Source organism: Pelagibius sp. 7325, from assembly GCF_037652055.1.
GTDB lineage: Bacteria > Pseudomonadota > Alphaproteobacteria > Kiloniellales > Kiloniellaceae > Pelagibius.
Map to the genome: position 1 here is coordinate 171,583 of NZ_JBBKAH010000002.1, position 14,174 is coordinate 185,756.

At 69.4% G+C, this 14,174-nt stretch carries 13 protein-coding genes; 8 read left to right on the plus strand and 5 right to left on the minus strand.

Annotated elements, in window-relative coordinates; genetic code table 11:
- Positions 1–7 precede the first annotated feature (7 nt).
- From WDC82_RS02715 to WDC82_RS02730, 4 genes are read left to right on the plus strand one after another with little or no spacing between them, the layout of a single operon-like run.
- Positions 8–937, plus strand: coding sequence for a DUF58 domain-containing protein (locus WDC82_RS02715; RefSeq protein WP_340115716.1), 930 nt, complete (start codon positions 8–10; stop codon positions 935–937).
- Positions 931–3,696 carry a DUF4159 domain-containing protein gene (locus WDC82_RS02720; protein ID WP_340115717.1) on the plus strand — a complete coding sequence of 922 codons (2,766 nt, stop codon included), beginning with the start codon at positions 931–933 and terminating at the stop codon, positions 3,694–3,696. Before WDC82_RS02715 ends, WDC82_RS02720 begins: the two co-directional genes overlap by 7 nt.
- A gap of 37 nt (positions 3,697–3,733) precedes the next feature.
- Complete coding sequence (locus tag WDC82_RS02725) at positions 3,734–5,803, plus strand: hypothetical protein (protein ID WP_340116945.1); 2,070 nt, start codon at positions 3,734–3,736, stop codon at positions 5,801–5,803.
- Positions 5,804–5,863: 60 nt separating this feature from the next.
- Positions 5,864–6,319, plus strand: coding sequence for a TspO/MBR family protein (locus WDC82_RS02730; RefSeq protein WP_340115718.1), 456 nt, complete (start codon positions 5,864–5,866; stop codon positions 6,317–6,319).
- A gap of 15 nt (positions 6,320–6,334) precedes the next feature.
- On the opposite strand, the gene WDC82_RS02735 is transcribed toward WDC82_RS02730, so the two are convergent.
- Entirely contained in the window at positions 6,335–6,889 is a 555-nt protein-coding gene (locus WDC82_RS02735; protein WP_340115719.1) for an N-acetyltransferase, read from the minus strand.
- Positions 6,890–7,100: 211 nt separating this feature from the next.
- Positions 7,101–8,036 (minus strand): LysR family transcriptional regulator, encoded by a 936-nt coding sequence (locus WDC82_RS02740; RefSeq protein WP_340115720.1) that lies wholly within the window; start codon positions 8,034–8,036, stop codon positions 7,101–7,103.
- A 132-nt stretch (positions 8,037–8,168) separates the two neighbouring features.
- On the opposite strand from WDC82_RS02740, the gene wrbA reads away from it, so the two are divergent.
- The 3 genes from wrbA to WDC82_RS02755 all read left to right on the plus strand — a co-directional run bounded on the left by wrbA (position 8,169) and on the right by WDC82_RS02755 (position 10,580).
- On the plus strand, positions 8,169–8,771 hold the full coding sequence (wrbA, locus tag WDC82_RS02745) for an NAD(P)H:quinone oxidoreductase (RefSeq protein WP_340115721.1): 603 nt from the start codon (positions 8,169–8,171) through the stop codon (positions 8,769–8,771).
- 66 nt (positions 8,772–8,837) lie between these two features.
- Complete coding sequence (locus tag WDC82_RS02750; RefSeq protein WP_340115722.1) at positions 8,838–9,551, plus strand: pirin family protein; 714 nt, start codon at positions 8,838–8,840, stop codon at positions 9,549–9,551.
- Positions 9,552–9,593: 42 nt separating this feature from the next.
- Positions 9,594–10,580 carry a glutathione S-transferase family protein gene (locus WDC82_RS02755; RefSeq protein WP_340115723.1) on the plus strand — a complete coding sequence of 329 codons (987 nt, stop codon included), beginning with the start codon at positions 9,594–9,596 and terminating at the stop codon, positions 10,578–10,580.
- 156 nt (positions 10,581–10,736) lie between these two features.
- Here the strand turns inward: WDC82_RS02755 and WDC82_RS02760 are convergent, their stop codons facing one another.
- Positions 10,737–11,705: an endonuclease/exonuclease/phosphatase family protein gene (locus tag WDC82_RS02760; RefSeq protein WP_340115724.1), complete on the minus strand. Its 969-nt coding sequence runs from the start codon at positions 11,703–11,705 to the stop codon at positions 10,737–10,739.
- A 181-nt stretch (positions 11,706–11,886) separates the two neighbouring features.
- Between WDC82_RS02760 and WDC82_RS02765 the strand changes: the two genes are divergently transcribed.
- Positions 11,887–12,522, plus strand: coding sequence for a pyridoxamine 5'-phosphate oxidase family protein (locus WDC82_RS02765; protein WP_340115725.1), 636 nt, complete (start codon positions 11,887–11,889; stop codon positions 12,520–12,522).
- Between the two features lie 10 nt (positions 12,523–12,532).
- On the opposite strand, the gene WDC82_RS02770 is transcribed toward WDC82_RS02765, so the two are convergent.
- Both WDC82_RS02770 and egtD read right to left on the minus strand, forming a co-directional pair.
- On the minus strand, positions 12,533–13,081 hold the full coding sequence (locus tag WDC82_RS02770) for a DUF924 family protein (RefSeq protein WP_340115726.1): 549 nt from the start codon (positions 13,079–13,081) through the stop codon (positions 12,533–12,535).
- 101 nt (positions 13,082–13,182) lie between these two features.
- Positions 13,183–14,166 carry an L-histidine N(alpha)-methyltransferase gene (gene egtD, locus WDC82_RS02775; RefSeq protein ID WP_340115727.1) on the minus strand — a complete coding sequence of 328 codons (984 nt, stop codon included), beginning with the start codon at positions 14,164–14,166 and terminating at the stop codon, positions 13,183–13,185.
- Between the last annotated feature and the right edge of the window lie 8 nt (positions 14,167–14,174).

Genomic DNA, 14,174 nt, shown 5'->3' on the forward strand with positions numbered 1-14,174 from the left:
CCGCCTTATGACAAGCCCCCTCCCGCTGCGGCATCGCGCCGAGCAACTGGCCGCCACTCTGCCGCCGCTTCTGGTGGCGGCTGAACGGGTCGCGGCCACGGTCGCGCAGGGGGTGCACGGCCGTCGCCGCGTCGGGACGGGCGAGACCTTCTGGCAGTATCGCCACTACGACCTGGGCGACCAGCCGCAGTCGATCGATTGGCGCCAGTCGGCCAAGTCCGACATGGTCTTCGTGCGCGAGATGGAGTGGGAAGCCGCGCAATCGGTTTGGATCTGGCGCGACACCTCGCCATCGATGAGTTGGACCTCCGACCGCAACCACCAGACCAAGCGCCAGCGCGCCGACCTGCTGTCTCTGGCGCTCACCGCCCTGCTGATGCGCGGCGGCGAGCACGTGGCGCTGCTCGGCTCGGGCCTCAGGCCCTCGGCCAGCCGCGCCACCCTCACCAAGATCGCCACCCTGATGGAAGGCCGCCCCGGCAAGGCGCCCCCCCAGGAGGGCGCCAAGGAGATCGGCGCTCAGCAGGCGCGGCCCAGCGACAACCTGCCGCCGGCGCAGCCGCTGCCGCGCTCCGCTCAGCTCGTCTTCATCGGCGACTTCCTGGCGCCGCTCGACGAGATCAACAAGGCGCTGCGCTACTACGGCGAAAGCGGCCAGCGCGGCGCGCTGCTGCAGGTGCTCGACCCGGCAGAGGAAAGCCTGCCCTACGACGGCCGCGTGCGCTTCGACGGACTGGAGCACGAACCCTCGTGGCTGGTCTCGCGCGTCGAGGCGGTGCGCGGCGACTATGCCAAGCGCCTGCAGGCGCAGCGCGAGGGCCTGCGCGACATCAGCCGCGCGCTGGGCTGGACCTTTGACTTCCACCACACGGACCAGGCGCCGCAGGCCGCGCTGCTGCGCCTCTACACCCACCTTTCCCAGGCCGTGCCATGCTGAACCTCGGCCTGTTCGCCTTCGCGCAGCCCTGGCTGCTGCTGGCCCTGCTCGGCCTGCCGGTGCTGTGGCTGCTGCTGCGGCTGACCCCGCCGGCGCCGCGCCGCATGGCGTTCCCCGCCATCCGCCTGCTCGCCGGCCTGAAGGCGCCGGAAGAAACGCCGGCGCGCACGCCCTGGTGGCTGCTGCTGCTGCGCCTCTTGATCGTCACCCTGATCATCCTGGCGCTGGCCCAGCCGCTGCTCAATCCGCAAGCGCGTCTGGGCGGCAGCGGGCCGCTGGTGCTGGTGATCGACGACGGCTGGGCTGCCGCCCGCTTCTGGCCCGCGCGCCAGATCGCGGCGGCCAACCTGCTGTCCCAGGCCGAGCGCGAGGACCGCTCGGTGGTGGTGCTGACCACCGCAGCCGACTCCCAGGACGCCCCGCCGGAAGCCAGCGGCCTGTTGACCGCCGCCGAGGCGCGGCGCCTGCTGCAGGGCCTCAAGCCGAAGCCCTGGCCGAGCGACCGTGCCGCCGCGCTGGAGGCCGTCGAGGCGCTGAACCTGCCGGGCTCCTCCCATGTGGTGTGGCTGTCCGACGGCCTCGCCGACCCGGACAGCGACGCTCTGGCGCGTGCCCTGCAGAATCTCGGCAGCCTCCACGTGCTGCGCGAGCAAGGCGACGGTCTCGCCCGTCTCGCCCTGCCGCCGGTGACCGAGGGCGTCGACCTGGTCGCCCGCGCGCTGCGCGCCGATCCGGACGGACCCAGCGAAGCCGCCGTGCTGGCCGTCGCCGGCGACGGGCGCATCGTCACCAAGGCGCCGCTGGTGTTCGAGCCCGGTGAGCAGGAGGCCCGCAGCCTGCTGGACCTGCCGACGGAGATGCGCAACCGCATCGCCCTGCTGACCATTGAGAACGAGAACACCGCCGGGGCCACCGTGCTGCTGGACGAACGGTGGCGCCGCCGCCCGGTCGGCCTGGTGATGACCGGGGCCGAGCAGGAGGCGCAGCCACTGCTCAGCGAGAGCTACTACCTGGAAAGCGCGCTCGAGCCCTTTACCGAGCTGCGCAAGGGCAACGTCGAGGACCTGCTGCAGCGCCAGCTCGCGGTGCTGGCACTGCCCGACAGCGTGACACTCGGCGCCGAGGAGCGCGAGCAGATCGCCGCCTGGGTCGCCCAGGGCGGCCTGCTGCTGCGCTTTGCGGGGCCGCACAGCGCCGCGGCTCCGCAGGTCGCCCAGGGCCAGACCGCGGGCGACGACCTGCTGCCGGTGCGCCTGCGCGTCGGCGACCGCACCCTGGGCGGCGCCCTTACCTGGGACACCCCGGCGCGCCTCGCGCCCTTTGCTGCCGACAGCCCCTTCGCCGACCTGCCGCTGCCCGACGACGTGGTGATCCGCCGTCAGGTGCTGGCCGAACCCTCGCTCGATCTCGCCGACAAGACCTGGGCGCGGCTGACCGACGGCACTCCGCTGGTCACCGCCGAGCGGCGCGGCGACGGCTGGCTGGTGCTGTTCCACACCACCGCCAACACCGACTGGTCGAACCTGCCGATCTCCGGCCTTTTCGTCGAGATGCTGCGGCGGGTGATGGCGGTCAGCCAGGGCGTCGCCGGCGGTGGCGGCGGCCAGGCTCTGCCGCCGCTGGAGATCATGGACGGCTTCGGCAGCCTCGGCACGCCGCCGGCGACCGTGCTGGCCCTGGAGACCGGTGACGACTCGGCGAGCGGCCTCGGCCCGCGTCACCCGCCGGGCTACTACGGCAACGACAGCCTGCGCCGGGCCCATAACCTCAGCAGCTTCGTGCCCGAGCTGACGCCGCTCGGCCGACTGCCCGGCGGCGTCACCGCCGGCCTCTACCATGAGAGTCCGGAGCAGGACCTGAAGCCCTGGCTGCTCGCCGCCGCGCTGATTCTGGCGCTGGCCGATCTGCTCATCTCGCTGCTGCTGCGCGGCCTGCTGCGGTCTTCCGGTCCCGCCGCCGTCACCCCGGCGCTGGCGATCGGCCTGATCGTCGCCGGGCTCGTCCACACTCCGCCGGCCGTGGCGCAGGAGGCCAACGACGCGCGCGCCCTGGAGGCGACGCTGATGACGCGCCTCGCCTACGTGGTGACCGGCGACGACCGCATCGACGAAACCAGCCGCGCCGGTCTGCTGGGCCTCACCCGCGTGCTGGAACGACGCACCTCGGTGGAGGCCGGTCCGCCGCTGGGCATCCGCCTGGGCCGCGACGACATGGCCTTCTTCCCGCTGATCTACTGGCCGATCACGCCGACCCAGCCCAATCTCAGCGCCGAAGCCGTTTACCAGGTAAACGATTTTCTCACCCACGGCGGCACCATCCTGTTCGACCTGCGCGAGGCCAGCGGCGGCGCGGTCCTGTTCGGCGGCGGCAGCCGCGGGACCCAGGACCTGCAGCGCCTGACCCAGGGCATCACCATCCCGCCGCTGGAGCCGGTGCCGACCGACCACGTGCTGCGCAAGTCCTTCTACCTGATGGAGGACTTCCCCGGCCGCTTCGTCGGCGGCACACTGTGGCTGGAGGCGCCCGGCGAGACCGTGAACGACGGTGTCGCCTCGATCCTCATCGGCAGCAACGACTGGGCCGGCGCCTGGGCGGTGAACGAGCTCGGCCGCCCCCTGAACGCCGTGGTGCCGGGCGGCCCGCGCCAGCGCGAGATGGCCTACCGCTTCGGCATCAACCTCGTGATGTACGCGCTGACCGGCAACTACAAGGCGGACCAGGTCCACATCCCCTTCATCCTGGAGCGGCTCGGCCAATGAAGACGGCGCCAACGACGGAGATCGGCCCTTGAACGCGATGACCGTGCAGTGGGCGCCGCTGCTGCCGCTGTGGCTGATCGGCGGCCTCGCCGCCGTCGCCCTGCTGCTGCTGGCGCTGGCGCTGTGGCGCCGCGCCGCCGGCATATGGTGGCGCGCCGGCGCCTTCGCGGTGCTGCTGGCCGCGCTCGCCAACCCCTCGGTCATCGAGGAGCAGCGCGATCCCCTCAGCGATGTCGTCTTCGTCGTCGCCGACGAGAGCACCAGCCAGCAGATCGAGAACCGCGGCAGCCAGACCGAGCAGGCGGTCGCCCACCTGCTGCAGCAGATCGGCGCCCTGGAGGACACCGAGGTCCGCCTGATCCGCGCCGGCGAGGTGACGGGCGCCCTCGACGTCGAGGGAACCCACCTGTTCGGTCCGCTGCGCCAGGCGCTCGCGAAAGTGCCGCGCCAGCGCGTCTCCGCCATCATCCTGGTGAGCGACGGCCAGATCCACGACCTGCCGGAATCGGTCGAGAGCCTGGGCATCGAGGCGCCGGTCCACCTGCTGCTGACCGGGCGGCCCGACGAAGGCGACCGCCGCCTCACCGTCGTCAGGGCACCCTCCTTCGGCATCGTCGGCGACCAGCTGAGCCTGACCCTGCGCGTCGACGACCTGCCCGGCGGCGGCACCAGCGGGCGCGCCCGTGTGGTGCTGCGCCAGGACGGCGTCGCCAAGCAGGGCATCGATGCGCGCATCGGCGTCGAGGAGCAGATGACCTTCGAGCTCGAGCACCGCGGCCCCGCGGTGCTGGAGATCGAGGTGCAGCCCGGCCCGCAAGAGCTGACCCTGGCCAACAACCGTGCCGCGGTGGTGGTGAACGGCGTGCGCGACCGTCTCCGGGTCCTGCTGGTTTCCGGCGAGCCGCACGCCGGCGAGCGCGCCTGGCGCAACATCCTGAAGTCCGATCCCTCCGTCGACCTGGTGCACTTCACCATCCTCCGGCCGCCGGAAAAGCAGGACGGCACGCCGATCCGCGAGCTGTCGCTGATCGCCTTTCCGACGCGCGAGCTGTTCGAGGTGAAGCTCGACGAGTTCGACCTCATTATCTTCGACCGCTACCGCCGGCGCGGCGTGCTGCCCAGCATCTACCTGGAGAACGTCGCCAACTACGTGGAGAAGGGCGGCGCCCTGCTGGAGGCCAACGGGCCGACCTTCGCGACGCCGCTGTCGCTCTACCGCACGCCGCTGGGCCGCGTGCTGCCGGCCGAGCCGACCGGGCAGATCTTCGAGACCGGCTTCCACCCGGAGGTCACCGACCTGGGCAGCCGTCACCCGGTGACCGCGGGTCTGGACGGCGGCGGCGGCCCCGATGCGGCACCGACCTGGGGCCGCTGGTTCCGCCAGATCGAGGGCGACACCATCCGCGGCAACATCCTGATGCAGGGCATCCAGCAGGCGCCGCTGCTGATCCTCGACCGCTTCGGCGAAGGCCGCGTGGCGCAGATCATGAGCGACCACATGTGGCTGTGGTCGCGCGGCTTCGAAGGCGGTGGCCCCCAGGCGGAATTGCTGCGCCGCATCTCCCACTGGCTGATGAAGGAGCCGGACCTGGAGGAGGAGGACCTGCGCGCCCAGGTGCGCGGCGGCCAGCTGACCATCACCCGGCGCTCGCTCGCCGTCGCCCAGCCGGAGATCACCGTCACCCTGCCCTCCGGCGAGACCCGCAGAGTCACCCTGACGCCCGCCGATTCGGGGCGCAGTTCGGCGACCATCGCGGCGGAGGCCAACGGGCTCTACCGCATAACCGACGGCACCCTCACCACGCTGGCCGCCGTCGGCCCGCTGAACCCGCTGGAGCTGCGCGACCCCCGCTCCTCCGGCGCCCTCGCCGAGCCGCTGGTCGACGCCAGCGGCGGCACGGTGCGGCGCCTGGAAGGCAATGACCTGCCGGCGCTGCGCAAGGTCGCCGCCGACCGCGACCGCTTCGGGCGCGACTGGATCGGCCTGAAGCGCGGCGGGGGCTATGTGGTGACCGGCGTGCTGCAGATCCCCGTGCTGCCCGCCCTGCTGGTGCTTTGCCTAAGCCTTGCGGCTGCGGTATTAGCATGGCAGCGGGAAGGACACTGACGGGGCAACCAACCCACCATGCATTATCCACGGCACAGGGCTCCGCTGACGAGCCCGATCATGCTGCTCGTCTTCGTGACCATCTGCCTGGCCGCCGGACGGCTGGGCGCGGCGATCACCGAGCCGGCCCTGGATACCTGGTACCGCGGCCTCGCGAAGCCGGACTGGACACCGCCCGACCTGGTCTTCCCGGTCGCCTGGTCGCTGATCTTTCTCGCCATCGGCATCGCCGCCTGGCTGGTGTGGAAGACTGCCGAACGCGGCGAGGCGCGGCTGCCGCTCACCCTGTTCTTCGGCCAGCTCATCATCAACGTGCTTTGGTCGTTCAGCTTCTTCGGCCAGCGCGACCCCTTCCTGGGCCTCGTCTGCCTGGGCGCCCTGGTCATCGCCGTGGTGCTGACCACGCTGGCCTTCCTGCGCGTGTCGCAGATCGCCGGCTGGCTGTTCCTGCCCTACCTGCTGTGGCTCGGCTACGCCGCCGCCCTCAACTTCGCCATCTGGCAGATGAACAGCTAGGCCAGGTCGCGGCCCTCACGCGACCGAGCGGCGAACCCGCCTCCGTCGGGCGGGCTTGTCAGCAGCCTTGGCAGGCGCCTTACCCCGGCCGATCACGCCGTGCACGCCTTTCAGCGCGCCGGGCACCAGTTCCTGCACCTGGAAGCGTTCCGGCTCGACCGGGCCGGGCAGCAGCAGGCCGTGGCCCGAAGCCGGCAGAAAGCCGAAGGGGCGGTAATAGGTGGGATCGCCCACCACGACGCAGATCCGGTGACCGGCCGCCTTGGCGGCGTCCAGGCTGTGGCGCACCAGCGCCTTGCCGATGCCGCGGCCTTGCAGCGCGGGCTCGACGGCAAGCGGGCCCAGGAGAATCGCCGGGGTACCGGCGATCTCGATCGGCCAGTAGCGGATCGAGCCGAGCAGGCCGCCGTCACCGGCGACCGCCGAGAAGCACAGCTCGGGCAGCGGATCGAGGTGCTCGCGCAGCCGGTAGACGGTCTTGCGCGTGCGCTCGAACCCGAAGGTCCGGTCCAGCAGCGGAGAAATGAGAGGGGCGTCTTCGGGCCGCTCGGCCACGATGGTGAAGGTCATGATCTTGGTTCCAGGCTGGCCGTGGTCAGGCACGGCACGAGAAAACTGCAGGCTGAAGCGCGCGCCGGAAGCGCGGGGTTCAACGTCGTCGTCGCAGTGTTTCCTGCCTGGGGGCCCGGATGATCATGGAGTCTCTTTACCAGTCCGATCATTAACCCGAGGTGAATATCACAGTTCGTGCAAGCGGGGTAGCCTGCAAAAGCGCGGCCCGTCAGCCGGCCGGAGCGGCGATCAGGCCGTCCAGGCCCGCGTCCCAGTACGGTTCGGGGCCGAAGTGGTCGGCCAGGAAGTCGACGAAGACACGCACCTTGGGCGACAGGTTGCGGCCGTGCGGGTAGACCGCGTGGATGCCCTGGTCGGGCAGAGGATGGCCGGGCAGCACGACCTCCAGGCGGCCCTCGCGCAGCTGGGGGCCGACGATGAAGGTCGGCAGGCGGGTGATTCCCATGCCCGCCACGGCGGCACCGCAGAGGACGTCGCCGTTGTTGGCGATCAGCGGTCCTTTCACGGCGACCGCCTGGCGTCCGCGCTGTCCGTGGAACGTCCATTCCCGCGGATTGGCGCTGTTCGCATAGAGCAGACAGTCATGGCCGGCGAGATCCTCCGGCCGCCGCGGGTGCCCCCGACGCGCCAGGTAATCCGGGCTGGCACAGAGCACCGCGCGGCAGGGCGCGAGACGGCGGGCGACGAGGCTGGAATCGCGCAGGGCGCCGATGCGGATCGCGACGTCGTAGCCCTCCTCCACCAGGTCGACGAAGCGGTCGTTCATCGCGGCATCCACGGTGATCTGGGGATAGCGGGCGTGGAAGGCCGGGATCGCCGGCCCCAGGTGCAGGAACCCGAAGGACATCGGAGCGTTCAGTCTCAGAAGACCGCGCGGCGCCGCCGCGAGGTCGGAGACCGCTTGCTCGGCGGAGGCCGCCTCGTCCAGCACCCGCCGGCAGGCGTCGTAGAAGGTCGCGCCGGCCTCGGTCAGCGACAGGCGCCGAGTGGTGCGGTTCAAGAGGCGCACGCCGAGCCGATCTTCCAGGCGGCCGACCTGCTTGGAAACGGCGGACTTGCTGAGGCCGAGGCGGCGCGCCGCCGCCGAAAAGCCTTCGGCCTCGACGACTTCGGCGAAGATCTCCATCTCATCCAGACGAGGCATAGGATTGTTTCCACCAAGAAACAATATTGTTCCACAAGGCGGTATTAATATCAGGTCGACAACTAATTAACTATCGCCCATCGATGCCGGCATCCGCCGGCGCGCTCCAGCCGACAAAGGGGAAATCCAGCCATGACCAAAGTTCTCGTGCTCTACTACAGCACCTATGGCCACGTCGAGACCATGGCCAAGGCGGTCGCCGAAGGCGCCCGCGGCGTCGACGGAGTCGAGGTCACCGTGAAGCGGGTGCCGGAGCTGATGCCGGAGGACGTCGCCAAGAAGGCGGGCGTGAAGCTGGACCAGGAGGCGCCGATCGCCAAGCCGGAGGAACTGGCCGACTACGACGCGGTGATCTTCGGCACGCCGACGCGCTTCGGCAATATGGCCTCGCAGATGCGCAACTTCCTCGACCAGACCGGCTCGCTGTGGATGAACGGCAGCCTCGTCGGCAAAGTCGGCAGCGCCTTCGCCTCCACCGCCACGCAGCACGGCGGCCAGGAGACCACCCTGACCTCTTTCCACACCACCCTGTTCCATCTCGGCTTCGTGGTGGTCGGCCTGCCCTACAGCTGCAAGGAGCAGATGGACATGACGGAGATCGTCGGCGGCTCGCCCTATGGCGCCACGACGCTGGCCGGTGGCGACGGCAGCCGCCAGCCGAGCGAGAAGGAATTGACCATGGCGCGCTTCCAGGGGCGTCATGTGGCGGAGATCGCCGCCAAGCTGGCGGCCTGACGCTGGGCCGGCCGCACGAACCCCGACGGCAACGGCCCGTGCCGCTGCCCCCGAAGGATCACGACGATGATGGAGATCAAGAATTTCGAGGGATTGGGGCGCTTCGACAACGACTGGCTGTCGGCGCGCTACCACTTCAGTTTCGCCAACTACTATGACCCCGAGCGCATGGGGCTGGGACCCCTGCGCGTGTGGAACGACGACACCATCCGACCGGGGACCGGCTTCGACCAGCACGGCCACCGCGACATGGAGATCATCACCTACGTGCGCAAAGGCGCCATCACCCACAAGGACCACCTGGGCAACCAGGGGCGCACCGAGGCGGGCGACGTGCAGGTGATGTCGGCGGGTACCGGCATCATGCATGCCGAATTCAACCGCGAGGACGAGCCGACCGAGATCTTCCAGATCTGGATCGAGCCGGCGGTGCACGGCGTGCCGCCGCGCTGGGAAACCCGCAGCTTCCCCAAGGCGGGACGCGAGGGTGTGCTGGTACCGCTCGCATCGGGCCGCAAGTCCGATGCCAAGGGAGATGGTGAGGGTGCGCTGCCGATCTACCAGGATGCCGCTATCCTGGGGGCCACCCTGAAGACCGGCCAGTCGGTAACCCACCAGCTGGCGCCGGGCCGCAAGGCCTACCTTGTTGCGGCGACCGGCGCCCTGACGGTGAACGGCAAGCCGGTGCAGGCGCGCGACGGCGTCGCCCTCACCGACGTCGAGGCGGTGGAGATCGCCGCCGAGGAGGATGCGGAAATCCTGCTCGCCGATGTCGGATAACCGGCGTCAGCTGACATTCGAACCGACGAGAGGAGAGAAACGATGGGACTGCTGATCGATGGCGTGTGGCACGACAAGTGGTACGACACGAAGAAGAGCGGCGGTCGCTTCGAGCGCCAGGACAGTATCTTCCGCAACTGGGTGACGCCCGACGGCAGCGCGGGCCCCGGCGGGGACGCGGGCTTCAAGGCCGAGGCCGGGCGCTATCACCTCTACGTTTCGCTCGCCTGCCCCTGGGCGCACCGCACGCTCATCTTCCGCAAGCTGAAGAAGCTGGAGGATCTGATCTCCCTCTCCGTGGTGCATTGGCACATGGGCGAGGAAGGTTGGACCTTCGAGCAGGGCCGCGGCGTGATTTCCGACAGCGTGAACGGCGCCGAAAAGCTGCACCAGGTCTACACCGCCGCGAAGCCCGACTACACCGGCCGCGTCACCGTACCGGTGCTGTGGGACAAGCAGCGCGAAACCATCGTCAGCAACGAGTCGGCGGAGATCATCCGCATGTTCAACAGCGCCTTCGACGGCATCACCGGATCGACGCTGGACTTCTATCCGAAGGAACTGCGCCGCGAGATCGACGCGGTCAACGACACTGTCTACAACAACGTGAACAACGGCGTTTACAAGGCCGGCTTCGCGACGAAGCAGGAACCTTATGAGAAGGCTTTCGACGCGCTCTTTGCGACCCTCGACGATCTCGAAGAGCGGCTGTCACGCCAACGCTATCTCGCGGGGCCGCGGCTCACCGAAGCCGACTGGCGGCTGTTCACCACGCTGCTGCGCTTCGATCCGGTCTACCACGGCCACTTCAAGTGCAACCTCAGGCGCCTCATCGACTATCCCAATCTCTGGGCCTATGCCCGCGAGCTCTACCAAGTGCCGGGCGTCGCCGAGACCGTGGACTTCTTCCACATCAAGCACCACTACTACGAAAGCCATCCGACGGTGAACCCCAGCGGCATCGTGCCCAAGGGCCCGGCGATCGACTTCAGCGAGCCGCACGGCCGCGAGGCGCTCAAGGCCGCGTAGAGGATGTGCCGGTCCTCCTGCTTCGAGACGCCCGCTGTCGCGGGCTCCCCAGCATGAGGTCTGTAATTCCAAGCCCTGCCTCACCCTGAGGAGCGGGCCAAACGGCCCGCGTCTCGAAGGGTGCGGTGTCGCTCCCTGTCAGACGTGGCTTTTCTTCTACAGATCGAACTCGGCGATCAGCGGGGCGTGGTTGGAGCGCGGATCGTCCGCCGCCATCTCTTCCTCATCGGGCAAGGTTTCGTTGCCGACGATGATCTTGCGGCAGCGCGCGGCGAGCGGCTGCGAGCAAAGAATGTGGTCGAGCATGCGCCGCCGCCCGGCGTGCAACACGGTGTAGCGCCGCGCCTCGGGCAGACGCCATTCCAGCGCCTCCAATGCGCGTGAGGCGAGCGCCTCGTTGCCGCTGTCCGCCAAGGTCGCCTGCAGGATGCGCGAGGGCGTTTCCTCTTCGCCGGCGTTCAGATCGCCGCAGACGGCAATGAGGGCCTCAGGGTCGGCATCGAAGATGCGCTCAACGAGGAGCCGCGCCTCCAGCGCCTGGCCGCTGCGCTTCAGCGTGGCGGTGAAGTAGCCCTCGGCCCAGCCGGCAAGCGAGCCCCAGGTATCGGCGTTCAGCTTCTGGCCGGGGATCGGCGAGGCCAACGGACTGCGCAGATGGAGATTGATGACGTGCAGCGTTTCGCCGTCCGCGGTCTCAAAGGCGGCGTGCAGCAGCGGGCGATCCCATTCCAGGGTGAGATCGCGGGCAGACTCGGGCTGCGCGGTGATCGAACGGTAGGGCAGCGGCGGCACCAGGCGGTGATGCAGCGCCTCGCTCTCGTGCGCGGGGCGGCGGCTGAGAATGACCAGATTGTGCACGTCGGCGACGCCGCCCTTCGGGCTTTTCGCCGCGCTGGCGACCACGTGGTAGGTGTCATAGCAGGTCTCCGCCAGCAGGCGCGTGAGGGCCGTCAACTCACGGCCGGCCTTGCCGGGAACGTGCTGGCCGTTGACCTCCTGCAGACAGAGAATGTCCGCCTGCAAAGCTTCCAGCTGCGGCCTGAGCACCGCCGCGCGGTGCTGGAAGGCGGCCTCGCCGTCCGGAGCAAGGTCGAGGCTTTCCAGATTGAAGGTGGCAATGCGCATCGTCGCCTTCGCCTCTTCGTCCGCCTCTTTACAGGGGCTTCAAGAACTTAGCTAACCACGTTAGCAGGCATCCACTTGTGCCCGAATGACCCAGCGCAAGTCCAGGACCTCGAAAGCGTTTGCGCCGACGCCCGTCAGGGCTAGACTGGCCGGTAATAACAGCACGTACCGGGGGAATAGCTTGATCGGGACCAACCTGGATATCTGGCACTCGGAGGACGAGCCGCGCCTCGGCGCCGTGCTAGCCGAATGCTGGCATTTGCTGAGCGACGGGGTCGCCGACCCGCAGCACGACTTCCACACCCTGGCGATGGCGACGACCCACGCCGGCCTGGGCTGCACGCTACGCACCGTGGTGCTGCGCAAGGTCGACCCGGAAGCGCGTGAGCTGTGGTTCTACACCGACCTGCGCAGCCACAAGATCGGCGAGATCCAGGATGATCCGCGCGTGGCCCTGCTGTTCCATTCGCTGAGCGACGATACCCAGGTGCGCGTGCAGGCCGAGGCCGCGATACACCACCGCGACTCTGTGGCCGAGGACGCCTGGCAGGCGCTGACGCCGCGCCGCCGGCGCGACTACCTGGTCTCCGGTCCGCGCGGCCTGCCGTGGGCCTGGGCGACCTCCGGCCTGCCCGCCGAACTGGAGGGCCGTGATCCGAGCGAGGTGGAGAGCGACGCCGGACGCCTGAACTTCGCCGTGGTGGTCTGCCACATCCGCCAGATTGACTGGCTGCTGCTGACGCCCTACGGCCACCGCCGCGCCAACTTCAGCTGGAACGGCAGCGGCCAGCTGCAGACCAGCTGGCTGGTGCCCTGAGGCCATTCCTTCAGAACGACGAGTTCGGCTGCTTCAGGAACTCGATCTCTTCTTCGGTGCTCTCGCGGCCGAGGATGGCGTTGCGGTGCGGGAAGCGGCCGAAGCGGGCGATGACATCGCGGTGACGCTCGGCGTAGGAGAGAAACTCCGCCGCGCCGTCCAGCCCGGCCACCAGGCGCACGCAGTCCTGCTGGTCCTTCAGATCCTCGCTGTGCTCCAGCGGCATATAGAGGAACATCCGCTCCGCGGTGGAGGCGAGCGCCCGGTCGAAGCCCGCGGCCAGGGCATGGCGGGTCACCGCGCGCGCCGCCGGATCGGTGGCGAAGGCGCGCGGCGTACCGCGGTAGACGTTGCGCGGCACCTGGTCGAGCAGCAGCACCAGCGCCAGGCACCCCGGCGGATCGCGCCGCCAGCTTTCGTACTTGCCGGCAAGCGCGGCCTGCAGATGGGGCAACAGCACGCGGCGCACCTCTGCATCGAAGGTCTCGCCGCCGTCGAACCACTGGTCCTGGCGGCCCTGGGCGAACCAGAAGCCGAGAATGTCCTGCAGCGCACTCATCCTGCCAATCACGCTCTTGTGGGGCCGCAGTGAACCCGCGGCCAAGAATGAGCGGACTATAGTCGTTTCGCCGGCGCGATTGCCAGGACGAAGCAAGCCGCCTATTCCGCGACGAGGCCGTGCAGGCTGAAGAGACCCTCGGGATCGCGCCACTGCGCCGCGACGCGCCAGCCGCCCTGGCGGGCAAGGTCGGCGAAGGACTCCAGGGTGTATTTGTAGGAGTTCTCGGTGTGGATCGACTCGCCGTCGGCAAAGTCGAAGCGCTGGCCCGCCACCGTCGCCGCCTGGAGGCGGCGGCTCACCAGATGCATCTCGATGCGGCCCAGCTGCGCGTCGTAGCGCGCCTCGTGGCGAAAGGCGGCGAGATCGAAGGTGCCGTCCAGCTCGCGGTTGATGCGCCGCAGGAGATTCAGGTTGAAGGTCGCGGTGACACCCTCGGCGTCGTCGTAGGCGGCGATGAGGCGGTCCTCGTCTTTTTGCAGGTCGGCGCCGACCAGAAAGCGCGCGCCGTCGCCCAGCAGGCGGCGCGCGCCCTGCAGGAACGCGACCGCCGCCGCGCGATCGAAGTTGCCGATGGTGGAGCCGGGGAAGAAGCCGGCGCGGCCCGCTGCGGGGACACGTTCGGGCAGCGCGAAGTCGCGGGTATAGTCGGCGTGCAGCGGCACAACGGGGAAGGCGTAGTCGCGCGCCAGCGCCCCGGCGGTCGCCTTCAGATGCGTGCCGGAAATGTCGATCGGCACGTAGCAAGCGAGATCCGGCAGGGCATCGAGCAGGATGCGCGTCTTCACCGAGGAGCCGCTGCCGAACTCGATGAGGCTCGCGCCCGCGCCAACGAAGTCCGCGATGGCGCCGGCATGGTGGCGCAGCAGCGCCGCCTCCGCCCGCGTCGGGTAGTATTCCTCCAGTTCGGTGATGGCATCGAACAGCTTGGAGCCGCGCGCATCGTAGAAGTGCTTGGCCTCCAGGGTCTTCGGGGCGGCGGCGAGGCCCGCCAGCACGGAGCGGCGGAACTCCGCACCGGAGACGTCGGGCGCCTCCTCGGTGACGGTGACGATGGGTTCCGGCTTGCGGAGTGCTTGCGTCATCGTGGCCT

What these genes read in the sequence shown, in the direction of transcription:
- WDC82_RS02715 (WP_340115716.1), top strand. Translation starts at nt 8, where the DNA reads ATGACAAGCCCCCTCCCGCTGCGGCATCGCGCCGAGCAACTGGCCGCC.
- WDC82_RS02720 (WP_340115717.1), top strand. Translation starts at nt 931, where the DNA reads ATGCTGAACCTCGGCCTGTTCGCCTTCGCGCAGCCCTGGCTGCTGCTG.
- WDC82_RS02725 (WP_340116945.1), top strand. Translation starts at nt 3,734, where the DNA reads ATGACCGTGCAGTGGGCGCCGCTGCTGCCGCTGTGGCTGATCGGCGGC.
- WDC82_RS02730 (WP_340115718.1), top strand. Translation starts at nt 5,864, where the DNA reads ATGCTGCTCGTCTTCGTGACCATCTGCCTGGCCGCCGGACGGCTGGGC.
- WDC82_RS02735 (WP_340115719.1), bottom strand. Translation starts at nt 6,889, where the DNA reads ATGACCTTCACCATCGTGGCCGAGCGGCCCGAAGACGCCCCTCTCATT.
- WDC82_RS02740 (WP_340115720.1), bottom strand. Translation starts at nt 8,036, where the DNA reads ATGCCTCGTCTGGATGAGATGGAGATCTTCGCCGAAGTCGTCGAGGCC.
- wrbA (WP_340115721.1), top strand. Translation starts at nt 8,169, where the DNA reads ATGACCAAAGTTCTCGTGCTCTACTACAGCACCTATGGCCACGTCGAG.
- WDC82_RS02750 (WP_340115722.1), top strand. Translation starts at nt 8,838, where the DNA reads ATGATGGAGATCAAGAATTTCGAGGGATTGGGGCGCTTCGACAACGAC.
- WDC82_RS02755 (WP_340115723.1), top strand. Translation starts at nt 9,594, where the DNA reads ATGGGACTGCTGATCGATGGCGTGTGGCACGACAAGTGGTACGACACG.
- WDC82_RS02760 (WP_340115724.1), bottom strand. Translation starts at nt 11,705, where the DNA reads ATGCGCATTGCCACCTTCAATCTGGAAAGCCTCGACCTTGCTCCGGAC.
- WDC82_RS02770 (WP_340115726.1), bottom strand. Translation starts at nt 13,081, where the DNA reads ATGAGTGCGCTGCAGGACATTCTCGGCTTCTGGTTCGCCCAGGGCCGC.
- egtD (WP_340115727.1), bottom strand. Translation starts at nt 14,166, where the DNA reads ATGACGCAAGCACTCCGCAAGCCGGAACCCATCGTCACCGTCACCGAG.